Genomic DNA, 15162 nt, shown 5'->3' on the forward strand with positions numbered 1-15162 from the left:
GCTCCAACGGCGGAGCGGAGAGGAACACATAATGCGCATCAGCATCCCCACCGAGATCAAGAACAACGAATACCGCGTCGCCATGACGCCGGCGGGCGTCCACGACCTGGTCGCCGTGGGCCACGAGGTCTTCGTGCAGCGCGGAGCCGGCCTCGGCTCGTCGATGCCCGACGCCGAGTACGAAGCCGCCGGTGCGACGATGCTCGAAGATGCCGCCGAGGTCTGGGCACGCGCCGAACTGCTCCTCAAGGTCAAAGAGCCGATTGCGAGCGAGTACGACTACTTCCGCGATGACCTCGTGCTCTTCACCTACCTGCACCTCGCGGCGGATCGGCCCCTCACGGAGCGTCTGATCTCTGACGGTGTCACCGCGATCGCGTACGAGACGGTGCAGCTGGTCGGCGGAGGCCTGCCCCTTCTTGCGCCGATGAGCGAGGTCGCGGGCCGACTCGCGCCGACCGTCGGCGCGGCGACGCTGATGCGTTCGGCGGGCGGACTCGGGCTGCTCATGTCGGGCGTGCCGGGCACGCGCCCCGCCACCGTCACCGTGATCGGCGGTGGCGTCGCGGGAGCGAACGCCGCCGTGATCGCCGTGGGCCTCGGTGCCGACGTCACGATCTTCGACACGAATGTGCAGCGCCTGCGCTACCTCGACGATCACTTTCAGGGGCGCGTCAAGACCGCGGCATCCAACCCCTTCGACCTCGATCGCGCCGTCGTCGCGTCGGATCTGGTCATCGGATCGGTGCTCATTCCCGGTGCGAAGGCGCCCAAGCTCGTGACGAACGACATGGTCGCGCGGATGCGTCCGGGATCGGTGCTCGTGGACATCGCGGTCGACCAGGGCGGATGCTTCGCCGACACGCGTCCGACGACGCACGCCGACCCCACGTTCCCCGTGCACGGCAGCGTGTTCTACTGCGTCGCCAACATGCCCGGCGCCGTGCCGAACACCTCGACCTCGGCCCTCACGAATGCGACGCTGCCCTACATCCGGCAGATCGCACGGCACGGCTGGCGCGATGCGCTGCGTTCGGATACCGCGCTGGCGGCCGGTCTCAACACCGTCGGCGGCGCCGTCGTCAACGCGGGCGTCGCGAACGCCCACTCCCTCGACCTCGTTCCCCTGGCGGACGCGCTGGCCTGACCCGGATCCAGCCGCCTCGCTCGGCGCAGGGATCAGTCGAGCGTTATCTCGTAGTGGATCATGCCCGTCCGGGTCGCGACGCGGTCGTAGAGGGCACGGGCCGTCGCGTTCGATTCCGCGGTGAGCCAGTAGACCTTCGCCGACCCGTTGCGCTCCGCCCACGCGCGCACATGCTCGATGAGGGCTGTGCCGACGCCGCCGCCGCGCACATCGGGCGCGACGAACAGATCCTCGAGGTAGCAGTAGTCCGTCGTCGTCCATGTGGCGGCGTGTGTCAGCCAGTGCACGATCCCGACTGCCACGCCATCCTGGCGGGCGATCGCCCCGTGCATCCCGGAGCTGTCGTCGATGAGGCGGTCGAACGTCGCTGCTGTCGTGGCGTCGTCGAGAGTCGCGCCGTAGAACGAGAGGTAGCCGTTCCACAGCGTGAGCCACTCGGCGTGATCGGCGCGCTCAAGGGGTGCAGTCGAGGTCATCGGACCAGCGTAACGAGTCGTGCCTCGCTGCACCCGCCCCTCCCAGGGCCCCGGCGCCTGACGACGCGCGACGCTCAGCCGACGGGCTTTTCCTGGATGCCCCACGGGGACCCGTAGCCCTCGGGTGCGGGCGCGGCGAGCAGGTCGAGGAACGGCTTGGCATCGAACGCCTCAGGACCGAGCACACCCACCCCCGACCAGGCACCCGTCGCGAGCAGCTCGAGCGCGATGACGGGGTTGATCGCGGTCTGCCACACGACGGCCTGCGAGTTGTCCTCGCGCATCGTGACCTCGTTGTCGGCGACGTGGTACAGGTAGGTCGATCGCGCAGCGCCGTCCTTGCCTGCGCCTCTCACCCACACCCCCGCGCACGTCTTGCCCGTCATCCTGTCGCCGAGCGTGGCGGGGTCGGGCAGGCACGCCGCGACGACGTCGCGCGGCGAGACGCTGGTCCCTTTCACGTCGACCTTGTCTGTGCGGTCCAGTCCGAGCTTGTTCAGCACCTTGAGGACTTCGATGAACTCGTCGCCGAGGCCGTATTTGAACGTGACCCGCTTCGCGCCGGTCCACCGCGGCATGAGCAGCGCTTCCTCGTGCTCGACGTTGACGCACTCGACGGGGCCGATGCCCTCGGGAAAGTCGAAGACCTCCGGCTCGGAGAACGGCTCGGTCGTGTACCAGCCGCGGTCCTTCTCATAGATGACCGGCGGGTTGAGGCATTCCTCGATCGTCGTCCAGATCGAGAACGACGGAGCGAAGTCGTACCCCTCGACGACGAGGTTCGCACCGTCGCGCACGCCCAGTTCGTCGATCTCGCTGAAGAGGTGGTCTTCGGCGTAGCGCGCGAAGACGTCCGAGAGCCCCGGTTCGACGCCGATGCCGACGAGGGCGAGCCGTCCGGCATCCGCCCATTGCTGTGCTTTCGCGAACTGCTCATCGCCGAGCTTGACGCCGGTCAGATCGAACGGCCGTTCCGGATGCCGCTGCGACAGGCTCATCGCCATGTCGAGGTACGTCGCACCGGCCGCGAACGCGCCGTCGAAGATCGGCATGACGAAGCGCGGATCAACGGCGTTGAGCACGTGGGTCACGTCGTGCGCGCGGAGGAGCGCTGCGACCGAGTCCGCGTCGGACCCATCGACCTGGGCCGCGACGATCCGGTCATCGGCGAGTTCCGCCGCGAGCGCCTGCGGACGAGCGGGGTCGTAGTCGGCGATCACGAGCGTGTCGAAGAAGCTCCGCCGGATGGCGATGCGGGCTGCCGCGGAACCGACGCCGCCCGCGCCGATGATGAGGATGCGCATGCTGTCTCCTGTCACGGTCGCGGTCACGCGATTCCGCCGTCGACGGAGCGGGTGACCTCGCCCGGCGCGTCGGGCACGAGCACCGGGGTGTCGCGGTTGAGGCTCTCACGGCGGAAGAACCGCTTCGACCGCGGAAAGAGAAACCACACGAGCATGAGGATGACGCCGACGGCCAGGGCGCCCACTCCGATCACGAACGTTCCGCCGATGCCGAACAGCACCGTGTAGCCGTAGTCGACGTCCCACATGTCGATCGCCGACTGCACGAACGCATACGTGAGCATGAGTGCACCCAGCAGGGGCAGCACGAGCCGGTAGACGACGTTGCGGGCCGACGTGAACAGCTCGCGCCGGAAATACCACACGCATGCGTAGCCGGTCACGGCGTAGTAGAACGCGATCGCGAGGCCGAGCGAGAGGATCGAGTCCTGCAGGATATTGTCGCTGATGAGAGTCATGCCGATGTAGTACAGCGACGCCACGATCCCCATCACGAGCGTCGAGAACGACGGCGTCTTGTACACGGGATGCACCGCCTTGAAGCGCGCCGGCAGAGCCCGGTAGACCGCCATCGACAGCGTGCCGCGCGCCGTCGGCAGGATCGTGGTCTGCGTCGACGACACCGCCGAGATGAGCACGGCGACCACGAGCAACCAGCCGACGGGGCCGAGCAGTCCGTCTTTGACCGCGAGGAAGAAGTCGTCGGCATTGGCTTCGTTGCCGAGCCCGGTCCCCGACTCACCGAGACCGGCGTACATCATGGCCGCGATCGTGACCAGCACGTAGGTGACGAGCAGAAGGACGCACGTGAGCAGGGCGGCCAGCCCGGGGATGCGCTGGGGGTCTTTCGTCTCTTCGTTGAGGGCGAGGCACGTGTCCCAGCCCCAGTAGATGAACAGGGCGAGCAACACGGCTTCGGTGAAACCGCTCCATTCCGAGAAGGCGAACGGGTTGAACCACTGCCAGTCGAATGGCGTCGGGTTGGGCGCCGTGCCGGCGAAGAACTGCCAGAGCGCCGCGACGACGAAGATCCCGAGCGCGAGGTACTGGATGGCCAGCAGCACATTCTGGATCCGCTCGCCGATCTCGACTCCGCGCCAGCTGATCCAGGTCATGAGGGCGATGAAGATGACACCTGTCGCCGTCACGAGGGGCACGTTGTCAGAGAGGAGGGCGTTCTCGCTCGTGCCGACGATGCCGTCGACGAGTGCCCAGAAGTAGATGCCGCCGATCTGCGCGAGGTTGGCGAGCACCACCATTCCTGCCACGGCGACGCCCCAGCCTCCCATCCAGCCCACCCACGGGCCGAACGCCTTCGTCGCCCAGGTGAAGGTGGTGCCGCAGTCGGGCACCGCATTGTTCAGCTCGCGGTAGGCGAAGGCGATGAACAGCATCGGGATGAACGCGATCACGAAGGCGATCGGCGCCTGTGCACCCACCGCCAGCACGACGAAGCCGAGTGTCGCGACGAGCGAATAAGCGGGCGCGGTCGAGGCCAGTCCGATGACGGTGGATCCCCACAGGCCGAGTGTGCCGGCGGCGAGCCCTTTCCCCTCGGGTCGTTCCAGATGGATCGGGGTTGTGACCACACCCCGAACGTACGACCGCGCTCTGTGGGCGGTCAAGGAGTCGGCCCGGGACGTTCTGACCGGATGCCGCGCCCTTCAAGGACGATCCGCACGGCGTCACCGCCCTGCGAGATCAGCCAGGCGCGTCCCGCGCCGGGGACCGCGTACGGCGGCAGATCGCGGCATCCGCTCAGTACGCGGTATTCGGCGGCGCACGAGGTGTCGATGACCAGCTCGTGATCGGCCCGCACGCGGGCGAGCAGCCGCCACTCGCGCTGCCAGTCATCGGGGTCGCCGACGAGCACGACGGGGCCGTAGGCCGTCACAGAGGGGTCGGCAGCGTATTCGTCGAGCGAGAGCGAGCGCACGCCGGTGTCGGCCCACGCCTCGAGCGCCGCTCGCGCCGCCGCGCGGCGCCGTGTCACGAGTCCTGTGAGCGACGCGCGTGGGACCCAGGGGGCATCTGGAGCCCCCGACGCACGGGTACGGATGCCGTCGGGCAGCGCCACCTGCACGGCGAGGGCTCCGAGCCGGCCCCGTCCAGGCGGAGCGTCGACCGCGTAGCACGAGGGATCACCGCCGGCTGCGAGGTGCTCGGCGCGCGATGTCGTGGCGAGGACGAGGCGCCTCGGCAGCATCTCGCCGAGGCGGGCGGTGGCACCCACGAGGCGCTGCGTCGCCGCGACGACGAGGATGCCTGCCGCACCCGCACCGCGGAAGAGCATCTCGAGCCGTTCGGTCACGAGCTGTGCATGCTCTGGCGACAAGCGGGCCGGTACGGCATCGAGGTCGTCGACAATGACGACGGTGCCGGGCGGCGGTGGGTCGTCGACGAGGGCCGCGACGGCATCCCACATGGACTCGCCATCGCCCGAGATGCGGCGCACGGCGCGCGCCTGCTCGGCGATCGTGTCGAGCACCGTCGTCTTGCCCGAGCCCGGGCCGCCGACCACGAGCAGGCCGCGATCAGCAAGCCCGAGTCCGACCGCGCGCTGCCGCTGCCGCTCCGGCTCGTCCGCGACGCCGATGAGCAGATCGGCGGCGTCCGGATCTGTCACCAGGGCCTTCGTCCGCGCGAGCGAGATCATGGTCGGCAAGTCGGGCAGCCACGGCCGCCGGGGGGCCGGGCCCACCGCCCGCCGCGCGACGGCGGTGATGTCATCGCCGCCCGTCAGCGCGACGCGGACACGTTGCGGGTGCGCGTCGGCAGCCCGCCGGATCAGCGCGACGCCGCGCGACGCGACACCACCGGGGAGAACCGCGGCATCGTCGGTGCCGATGAGCGCGCGACTGTCGGCGGCATCGGTCACCCGCAGGCTGAGGCGCAGCGGGCAGTTCGTCAGCAGGCTGTCGCGGATGACGCCCGCGGCACGCTGCGTCCCGAGGATGAGATGCAGCCCGAGCGCTCGTCCGCGCGCGGCGATGTCGCCGAAGACGGCGTGCAGTTCAGGATGCTCGGCGAGCAGAGCCGCGAACTCATCGACGACCACAACGAGACGGGGTAGGTCCACACGCTCGTCGAGGATGTCGCGCGCACCGATCCGCGCGAGCTCGGCCTCCCGCCACCGGATCTCGGCCCGCAGGCTCTCGATCGCCCGCCGAGCACCGGACCCGTCGAGGTCGGTGATGACGCCGGTGACGTGCGGCAGTGCTCGCAGCGCGTCGAACGCCGTGCCGCCCTTGAAGTCCGCCAGCAGAAAGCTCACATCGCGCGTCGAACGACCCGCTGCGAGCGCGAGCACCCAGGTGATGAGCAGCTCGCTCTTGCCTGAGCCGGTGACCCCGGCCACGACCGCGTGCGGGCCGTCCGCGACGAGATCGACCGCGAACGGATGCCCGCCCGCGAGGCCGACGACGGCGTCGAGCGTGCCCCTGCCCGGGGCGGAAGGGCTACCCGCGAGGTCGGCGAAGCGCACCGGCTCGTCGCCGTGCGGCGTGAAGCCGAGCGTGCGCGCGGCACGGCCGGCCAGCTCCCCCGCGATCGCGGTCGCCTGCTCGATACCGACGGCTTCGACCGCGACCTCGCGGGTTCCCGTTCCGTCGTCGAGCATCGCGCGGTGGGGTGACGATACCGATAAGCGGCCGCGACAACCCGGTGGCGGGTCGGCTCCGGGCGTGACGACGGCGATCGTGATGTCGGCCGGCGGCGACATCGGCTCGGCCGTCACGGCGAGTGTTCGTCCGGTCGGAGCGTGGCAGTGCGGCAGCTCGCGCATCCAGGCGAGGTCGGCCGGGATCGCCCCCACGAGCCGCAGAGCGCCGGGTGCCGTCGCGAGGCACAGCTGCAGCACCAGCGCGCGGTGCACGGCCGAAGCGAGCGCCGGACCGCCCGTGATGGCGAGCCCGTCATCGGCCGCCATGAGCACGGGCGCCCCCGGCAGGCGCGTGGCTCGGGCCCGCAGCGAGGAGGCGTCTGCGTCGCCGGCGCCTCCGCTCACGCTCAGGCCACTCGGCACCTCTCCTGTGCCCACGACGAGCGCGGCCGACCGATCCGAGAGTTCGCGCCACACGTCGCCGTCGCGCGCCGCGAACCTCGCGACATCGGGATGCCGCGCCCACCGGCGTCGACGCTCGGCGTCATGCCGACGCTCGACCGACCTCGCGACACGGCCTCGCGCGAGCGCCGCCGTTTCGGCGGCCCGCTTCTTCTCACGCCGCGCGGCCCGCCGCCCGTCGACGACGCTCGCGAGTGCGATGAGTGGCCCGAGCCCCGCCAGCAGGAGCGCGAAGAGCGACCCCGTCACGAGCCACAGCACGACGGCGCCGATGACCGGCACGGCCGAGGCGATGAGCGGTAGCGGCGGACGCGCGGGTGGTGTCCACGCGTCGGGAAGAATGAGCGGCTCGGCGTCGTCGAGTTCGTCGGCCAGGGCTCGGCGGGGTGCGGTGGCGATCGTCACCGGCCCATTCCACGCCTGTCGCCGACACTCGACGGGACGCACAGAGCGAATGTGCACGACGGCGTGCGCTGCCCCGGCTGGGGAGGAACCGTCTCAGTCGGTGCTCGTCCGCACGACGTCGAGCACGATGATCGTGATGTTGTCCCGTCCGCCGTTCTCGAGCGCCGCATCGAGCATGGCTCGCGCAGCATCCGCAGGGTCGGCGTTCTCGGCGAGGAAGTGCTGGATCCCGTAGTCGGTCAGCTCTTTCGTGAGGCCGTCCGAGCAGATGACGAAGCGGTCCCCGTCCGCCACTTCGAGTCTCACGTAGTCGGGCGTCACACCGTCGCTCGGCCCCACGGCGCGGGTGATGACGTTGCCGTACGGGTGGTTCTCGGCTTCTTCAGGACTCAGCCGGCCCGCCGCGATGAGCTCCTGCACGACCGAGTGGTCGGTCGTGATCTGCGCGATCGTGCCGTCTCGCAGAAGGTAGACGCGCGAATCGCCGATGTTGAGCGTGACCCAGTGCGGCGCGACACCGGACACGTCGAGGTACAGGCCGGTCACGGTCGTGCCGGTGCCCTCGTCGGTCGCCTCGGGGTGCGCGGAGATGTCCTTCACGGCACGGGCCAGGGCCTTCTCGATCGCCTTGGGCGTGACCGACTCACCGAGCGCGCCGAGCCGGTCGACGGCACTCGCGCTCGCTATCTCGCCCCCGATGTGCCCGCCCATCCCATCGGCCACGATGAAGAGCGGGAAGTGGGTGAGGACGGCGTCCTGGTTGATCTCGCGACGGCGTCCACGATGCGTGAGCGCGGCCCACGACAGATCGATTCGACCACCGGGGACCGTGACGGCGCAGGACTGCGTCGTTGTGTCGGGCACTGGCCGTCCTCCCCGTGAACCGGTCGCCTGGTCCGCCGGAGCGGCGGGACCGGCGTGCTCATATCCTAGTGGGTTCCCCCGCGGCACCATCGGTTTCGACCTCGGTGATGATCTGCCCGGTGGACAGCGGCCCGGTCGTCGGCGAGGGCGCCGTGATCGGGGCGGTGTCTTCCGGGTCATCGATCGGAGCCTCGAATTGGGCGTTGTACAGGCGCCAGTACGCGCCTCTGGCCGCGAGCAGCTCGTCGTGCGTCCCCTGCTCGACGATCGCACCGTCCTCCATCACGAGGATGAGGTCGGCGTCGCGGATCGTCGACAGGCGGTGCGCGATGACGAAGGCCGTGCGGTCTGCGCGCAGCTTCGACATCGCCCGCTGGATCAGCAGCTCCGTGCGGGTGTCGACCGACGACGTCGCCTCGTCGAGGATGAGGACTCTCGGATCGGCGATGAACGCTCGCGCGATCGTGACGAGCTGACGCTCCCCCGCGCTGAGGTTCGTCGCCTCGTCATCGAGCACCGTGTCGTAGCCGTCGGGCATCGCGTGCACGAAGCGATCGACATAGGCGGCCTTGGCCGCCGCGATGATCTCGTCTTCGGTGGCATCCGGATACCCATACGCGATGTTCTCGCGGATGGTGCCGGCGAACAGCCATGTGTCCTGCAGCACCATGCCGGTGCGCGAGCGCAGATCGTCACGCGTCATCAGCCGGATGTCGACCGGAGTGTCACCCGACTCGGGATCCGACAGCGTGATGCGGCCCGAATCGGCGTCGTAGAACCGCATGATGAGATTGACGAGGGTCGTCTTTCCGGCGCCGGTCGGCCCGACGATCGCCACGGTCGATCCTGGTCGCGCTTCGAGCGACAGGCCTTCGATGAGCGGCTTGTCCGCCACGTAGCGGAACGACACATCCTCGAACGCGAGCCGGCTCGCCGACTCGGGCGCTGTCTCGGCGGGATCGGGATCGGGCTCCTGCTCGCTCTCGTCGAGCAGTTCGAACACGCGCTCGGCGCTCGCGACGCCCGACTGCAGGAGGTTCGCCATCGAGCCGAGTTGACTCAGCGGCTGGGTGAACTGCCGGGAGTACTGGATGAACGCCTGCACATCGCCGATCGAGAGCAGACCGGATGCCACCTGCAGGCCACCGACGACGGCGATCGCGACGTACACGAGGTTTCCGATGAACATCATCGCCGGCATGATGACGCCCGAGACGAACTGCGCACCGAAGCTCGCCCGGTACAGTTCCTCGTTCTCTGCGCGGAAGAGCTCTTCGGCTTCGCGCTGGTGACCGAACACCTTGACGATGGCGTGCCCCGAGAAGGTCTCCTCGACGCGGGCGTTGAGGATTCCGGTGTTCTTCCACTGCGCGACGAACAGCTTCTGCGAGCGCCTCGCGACGAGCACCGTGATGACGATCGTCAGCGGGATCGTGACGAGCGCGATGAGCGCGAGCAGGGGCGAGATGATGAACATCATCACGAGCACGCCGATGACGGTGAGCAGGGACACGACGACCTGCGAGAGGGTCTGCTGCATCGTCTGGCCGATGTTGTCGACGTCGTTCGTGACGCGGCTGAGAAGCTCGCCGCGTTGTACGCGGTCGAAGTACGACAGCGGCAGCCGATGGATCTTGTCCTCGACCTGCAGCCGCAGGCGGTGCATCGCGTGCTGCACGACGACGTTGAGGATGCGCGCCTGCAGCCAGCCGAAGATGGCGGCGAAGAGGTAGACCGCGAGCACGGCGGCGAGGATCCAGGCGAGGCGGCTGAAGTCGATGCCGGCGCCGGGCACGAAGTCCATCGCCCCGAGCATCTCGGCCTGCTGGGTGTCTCCCTCGGCGACGAGCCGGTCGATCACCTGCTGCTTCGTGAGGCCCTCGGGCGTCTGCATCGAGATGAAACCGGCGAAGACGACGTTCGTGCCCTCGCCGAGTATCTTCGGCCCGACGACCGAGAGCGCTACCGAGAGGACGCCGAGCACGAGCACGACGATGAGCTGCGGCAGATCGGTGCGCAGCGTCGCAAGCAGGCGCTTCGCGCTGGGACCGAAGTTCTGCGCCTTCTCACCCACACTCTGGGCGGCGCCGTGACCCATGGGTCCGCGACGCGGGCCGCCACCGGGGCCGCTCATGCCGCCTCCTCGACCGACATCTGGGATTCGACGATCTCGCGGTACGTGTCGCTGGTGCGCAGGAGTTCATCGTGCGTGCCGACCCCGACCATGCGCCCGTGATCGAGCACCACGATCTGGTCGGCGCGCTGGATCGTCGAGACGCGCTGCGCGACGATGAGCTTCGTGGTCCCGGGCAGATCCGTCAGGAGCGCCTTGCGCAGCGCAGCATCCGTTCTCAGGTCGAGGGCCGAGAACGAGTCGTCGAACACGGCGATCTCGGGACGACGGACGAGGGCCCGCGCAATCGCGAGGCGCTGACGCTGCCCGCCCGACACGTTCGTGCCGCCCTGCGCGATGGGGGCGTCGAGCCCTTCGGGAAGGGCCTCGACGAAGTCGCGGGCCTGCGCCGTCTCGAGCGCCTGCCACAGCTGCTCGTCGGTCGCGTGCTCGTCGCCGTAGCGCAGGTTGGATGCGACGGTTCCCGAGAAGAGGAAGGCTCGCTGCGGGACGAGTCCGATCCGCGCCCAGAGGTCGTCGGGGTCGTAGTCGCGGACGTCGGTTCCGTCGATCCGGACGCTGCCCGCGGTCGCGTCGAACAGGCGCGGCACCAGGCCGATCAGGGTGGACTTCCCCGACCCGGTCGAGCCGACGATCGCCGTCATCGTGCCGGGCTCGACCGTGAACGAGATGTCGCGCAGCACCGCGTCGTCGGCACCGGGGTACGCGAAGTCGACGCCATCGAACTCGATGCGGCCGGCGGCGACGGGCGGGGTGATCGCACGAGTGGGAGCGGCGACGGACGGAGTCGTGTCGAGCACGGCTCCGATGCGATCGGCGCAGACGGCTGCGCGCGGGATCATCACGAACATGAAGGTCGCCATCATGACGCCCATCAGGATCTGCATGAGATAGGTGAGGAAGGCGAAGAGGGTGCCGATCTGCACGCCGTCGTTCTGCACCTGGAACGCGCCGAACCAGATGACGGCGACGCTGGAGAGGTTCATCACGAGCATGACGGCGGGGAACATCAGCGCCATGAGGTTGCCCGCGCGCAGCGCCGTCTCCATGACGTCGGCGCTGCCCTTGGTGAACCGCGCGGCCTCTTCGCGCTCGCGGACGAACGCCCTGACGACCCGGATGCCCGTGAGCTGCTCGCGCATGATCTGGTTGATGCGGTCGATCCGGGCCTGCATGCGGGTGAAGGCGGGCACCATGCGCCAGACGATGAGCCCGACGATGATCAGGAGGACGGGGATGGCGACCGCCATGAGCCACGACAGGCCCGCGTCCTGGCTGACGGCCATGATGACGCCGCCGATCGCGAGCATGGGCGCCGACACCATGAGCGTCGCCGACACCTGCACGAGCATCTGCACCTGCTGCACGTCGTTCGTGTTGCGGGTGATGAGGGATGCCGCGCCGAAGCGCCCGATCTCGCGCTGCGAGAAGGCGACGACGCGGTGGAAGAAGTCGGCGCGCAGGTCGCGGCCGACTCCCATCGCGAGCTGTGAACCGAAGTACACCGCGATGATCGCGCACACGATCTGCACGAGGCTGACGCCGAGCATGACGGCGCCGGTCGACCAGATGAAGGGGATGTCCCCGACGACGACGCCCTTGTCGATGATGTCGGCGTTGAGCGTCGGCAGCAGGAGCGAGGCGATCGACTGCGCGAGCTGGAAGAACACGACGGCGACGATGAGCGGCCAGGCGGGGCGCAGATAGCGCGCCAGGAGCTTACCGAGCACGAAGGTCCTTTCCTACTCCCTGAGGGAGAGAGCGCAGCTCGACATACGCTACGCCTCTCCGGGGGCAAGACCAAGCCGTCCGCGCCGCCGGCTCGACACCGACGCGCTTCGTCCTGCGGGGCCGAGTCAGACGCGAGCGCCGGGATCCTCGGGCAGCGGGAACAGGGCATCGATCGCCGCGATGTCGTCGGCGGTCGGGGTCCAGGCGGTCACGGCCGCAGCATTCGCCTCGACCTGCTCGGGGCTCGTCGCGCCGGCGATGACGCTCGCAAGGCCGGGCCGCGCGAGCAGCCACCCGAACGTCGCCTGCAACATCGTGATGCCGCGCTCGTCACAGAATGCCCGATAGGCCTCGAGCGCATCCCACGGGGCATCCCGCCACACGTGCTCCCGCTGGCGCATGATCCGTGAATCGGCGGGGGCGTGTCCGCGCGAGAACTTGCCGGTGAGCAGCCCGTTGTGCAGCGGGAAGTAGGGCAGGAACCCCAGCCCGAAACGCTCGGCGGCCGGCAGGACTTCGCGCTCAGCCGCCCGTGCCAGCAGGCTGTAGTGATTTTGTGCGGACACGAACGGGATGCCGGCACGCTCCGCGGCGACGTAGTGCGCCTCTGCGATCTGCCAGCCCGCGAAGTTCGAGTGGCCGATATAGCGGACCTTTCCTTCGCGCACGAGGTCGCCGAGAGCGTCGAGGGTCTCTTCGATCGGCGTCTGGGGATCGGGTGTGTGCAGCTGGTACAGGTCGATCCAGTCCGTCTTGAGCCGTGCCAGCGACCCTTCGACGGCGCGGCGGACGTACGCCCGTGACGCCTTCGCCCCCGAGACCGGGTAGCCCATGTCGCGCGCGTGATGACCGAACTTCGTCGCCAGCACGACATGGTCGCGTCGACCCTGGAGCGCCTCGCCCATGAGACTCTCGGACAGCCCCGGGTCACGCCCGTACATGTCCGCCGTGTCGAGGAAGGTCACGCCTGCGGCGATCGCCGCGTCGAGCACGGCGCGGGTGCCCTCGAGAGTCTCGGTCCGGGTGCCTTCGCGCCCGAAGTTGTTGCAGCCGAGGCCCACCGAAGAGACGAGCAGACCAGAGGCGCCGACGCGGCGCGCAGGGATGTCGGATGTCATGCACCCGAGGCTAGCGGCGTGCGCGCCGCAGCGCCGAGAGGCGGAGCCAGCCAGTGGCCCAGCCACCTCGGGACACCGACGCCGTCGGGTCCAAAGACGATGACCCCCGCAGAGCGGGGGTCATCGATGTCAGGGGCGAGGCGAGTCAGGAGCGTCCGGCGTGACCGGGGGTTCCGGCGATGCGGGGGGCTCGGGCGAGGCGGGGGCCTCGGGCGCCGCGGGCGAGTCGGCCGAGACCGGGGCCGCGGGCGGTGCGGGCGGTGCCGGCGGTGCGGGCGGCGGCGTGTACCCCGAGGGCGGTGCGGGGGGTGAGGTGTATCCGGCAGGCGGTGCGGGCGGAGGCGCATAACCGGCGGGCGGCTGGTAGCCCGGAGGGGGCTGGTAACCGGCGTGCGGGGCCTGGTAGCCGGCGCCCGGCTGACCGTAGGCACCGCCACCGACGGGCGCACCGGGCTGAATCGGAATGCCCTGCCACACCACGTTGTCCTTGAGGAACGAGTTCACCCACGGCGCGGGACGGATGCCCGGGTTCCACGGCGACGACGTGAAGGCGAGGACCCCGAGCCAGATGAGCGGGCCGACACCCGGGATGAGCCACAGCAGCAGGAAGGGCCAGTCCTTGTCGAGCTTGAGCCCGACGCGCCACCCGACCATGATGCCGGCTGCAAGGGCGACGAGTCCGAAGACCCATCCGATGACCGGAATCTGTCCGAGCACCGACGAGGCGACGACCGCACCGAGCATGACCCACGGAGAAAAGTCACCGAGCTTGGCGAGGACCATGAGGTTGTAGACGGGCACCCAGGCGCGCCACTTGCCCTGCACGCCGGCCTTGTCGAAGATCCGCATGAGGAACCACGACGAGAGAAGGTATCCCGCGAGCGCGAAGATCAGGAGAAAGGGAAGGATCAGCAGGAGCCACGCGAAAGCCCAGGCCCCGTCGTAATCGTAGTAGTCAGACAAAGGACGGCCTCCTAGACCGCTGGTGTCGACACGCGTGTTCCCACGGCACCGGCGAGCAGAGCGCCCGCGGCGTACATGCTAGCGATACTCCGCACCGCCGGGCACGTACGACCGGCGTTTCGGGGGGATCACCCCCGTGGGCGGGCGTGGTTCAGGCGAAGAGGTGGAGCTCGCCGGCGGCGCCTTCGCTCACGCGCAGACCCGCCGTTTCGCTCCAGCGCACGAACCCGCGACGGGACTGGATCCGCGGCCGCACCGTCGCGAGGCGGCGTACGAGCAGACCCTTCGCGCGCTTGTTGAAGTGGTTCAAGGCGCGTGTGGCGCCATCGTCGCCCTCCGTGACGACCCGCACATAGGCCGACTCGACCCCCATCGGCACGGGTCCGAGCGCGACATATGCCTCGGAGCGCATGTCGAGCACGAACGACGGGGAGGTCTGCACGAACGCCGACATGACGGCATCCGCCCACTCGCGTCGCAGCGGCGCGAGCCCGGGCAGTGAGGCCCCCGCCGCGAGGCGGTAGGGCGGAATCGGATCGAGCGCTCCGACGGGTCCGAAAGGCGCCGAGTGGAGCAGCACGTGATGCCCGAGCCAGCGCCGGGCGGCGCCGTCGAGCGACTCCGCATCCAGGGCGTCGTAGAGCACGCCGGTGTAGCGGTCGACGGCCGGCATCGTCGGGGCGCGGCGCAGGGCAGCGTTCACCTCGACCTCACCCCGCTGACGGGCACTCAGCTTGAGCACGCGCGCCGCTTCGTCGGGGTTGTCCGAGAGGCGGACGAGGGCGTCCGTGACGCGCTCGCGCTGCGGCAGCAGGTCGGGCATCGCGAGCCGCGACAGGTCGAGCGGGGCGCCGGTCCCGCCCGGGCGCTTGGTTTCAGACGGCGGCAGCAGTATCAGCACGGTCACTTGGCCCCAGGAAAAGGCGAACGCCGCCCGGCGGACCGGGCGGCGTTCGA

General features: G+C 69.5%; 11 protein-coding genes. 1 reads left to right on the top strand and 10 read right to left on the bottom strand.

Features of this window, described 5'->3' with window-relative positions; translation table 11 throughout:
- The first annotated feature begins 31 nt into the window (after window positions 1-31).
- Complete coding sequence (ald, locus tag AC25Y0_RS05935; protein ID WP_488122159.1) at window positions 32-1147, top strand: alanine dehydrogenase; 1116 nt, start codon at window positions 32-34, stop codon at window positions 1145-1147.
- 32 nt (window positions 1148-1179) lie between these two features.
- Here ald and AC25Y0_RS05940 read toward each other — a convergent pair whose 3' ends face one another.
- The 10 genes from AC25Y0_RS05940 to AC25Y0_RS05985 form a co-directional block, all read right to left on the bottom strand.
- Entirely contained in the window at window positions 1180-1623 is a 444-nt protein-coding gene (locus AC25Y0_RS05940) for an N-acetyltransferase family protein (RefSeq protein WP_488122158.1), read from the bottom strand.
- Window positions 1624-1697: 74 nt separating this feature from the next.
- A complete protein-coding gene (locus tag AC25Y0_RS05945; protein ID WP_488122157.1) occupies window positions 1698-2927 on the bottom strand; it encodes a saccharopine dehydrogenase family protein in 1230 nt (409 codons plus the stop codon).
- A 23-nt stretch (window positions 2928-2950) separates the two neighbouring features.
- Window positions 2951-4516: an APC family permease gene (locus AC25Y0_RS05950; RefSeq protein ID WP_488122156.1), complete on the bottom strand. Its 1566-nt coding sequence runs from the start codon at window positions 4514-4516 to the stop codon at window positions 2951-2953.
- Window positions 4517-4548: 32 nt separating this feature from the next.
- The gene (locus AC25Y0_RS05955) at window positions 4549-7395 is read right to left on the bottom strand and encodes an FtsK/SpoIIIE domain-containing protein (RefSeq protein WP_488122155.1); all 2847 of its coding nucleotides are present in this window, start codon (window positions 7393-7395) and stop codon (window positions 4549-4551) included.
- Window positions 7396-7488: 93 nt separating this feature from the next.
- Window positions 7489-8259: a PP2C family protein-serine/threonine phosphatase gene (locus AC25Y0_RS05960; protein ID WP_488122154.1), complete on the bottom strand. Its 771-nt coding sequence runs from the start codon at window positions 8257-8259 to the stop codon at window positions 7489-7491.
- Window positions 8260-8317: 58 nt separating this feature from the next.
- Window positions 8318-10393, bottom strand: a complete 2076-nt coding sequence (locus tag AC25Y0_RS05965) for an ABC transporter ATP-binding protein (protein WP_488134369.1) — start codon at window positions 10391-10393, stop codon at window positions 8318-8320.
- Window positions 10390-12123 (bottom strand): ABC transporter ATP-binding protein, encoded by a 1734-nt coding sequence (locus AC25Y0_RS05970; RefSeq protein ID WP_488122152.1) that lies wholly within the window; start codon window positions 12121-12123, stop codon window positions 10390-10392. The genes AC25Y0_RS05965 and AC25Y0_RS05970 overlap by 4 nt, the downstream gene beginning before the upstream one ends.
- Window positions 12124-12249: 126 nt before the next feature.
- On the bottom strand, window positions 12250-13242 hold the full coding sequence (locus tag AC25Y0_RS05975) for an aldo/keto reductase (protein WP_488122151.1): 993 nt from the start codon (window positions 13240-13242) through the stop codon (window positions 12250-12252).
- A 129-nt stretch (window positions 13243-13371) separates the two neighbouring features.
- Window positions 13372-14205, bottom strand: coding sequence for a large exoprotein (locus AC25Y0_RS05980; RefSeq protein WP_488122150.1), 834 nt, complete (start codon window positions 14203-14205; stop codon window positions 13372-13374).
- Between the two features lie 151 nt (window positions 14206-14356).
- The gene (locus AC25Y0_RS05985) at window positions 14357-15106 is read right to left on the bottom strand and encodes a YaaA family protein (protein ID WP_488134444.1); all 750 of its coding nucleotides are present in this window, start codon (window positions 15104-15106) and stop codon (window positions 14357-14359) included.
- Window positions 15107-15162: the final 56 nt, after the last annotated feature.

The organism is Microbacterium sp. Y547, assembly GCF_057669785.1.

Excerpts from the sequence above, each read along its gene's own strand:
- ald (WP_488122159.1), top strand. The coding sequence starts at position 32 with ATGCGCATCAGCATCCCCACCGAGATCAAGAACAACGAATACCGCGTC.
- AC25Y0_RS05940 (WP_488122158.1), bottom strand. The coding sequence starts at position 1,623 with ATGACCTCGACTGCACCCCTTGAGCGCGCCGATCACGCCGAGTGGCTC.
- AC25Y0_RS05945 (WP_488122157.1), bottom strand. The coding sequence starts at position 2,927 with ATGCGCATCCTCATCATCGGCGCGGGCGGCGTCGGTTCCGCGGCAGCC.
- AC25Y0_RS05965 (WP_488134369.1), bottom strand. The coding sequence starts at position 10,393 with ATGAGCGGCCCCGGTGGCGGCCCGCGTCGCGGACCCATGGGTCACGGC.
- AC25Y0_RS05975 (WP_488122151.1), bottom strand. The coding sequence starts at position 13,242 with ATGACATCCGACATCCCTGCGCGCCGCGTCGGCGCCTCTGGTCTGCTC.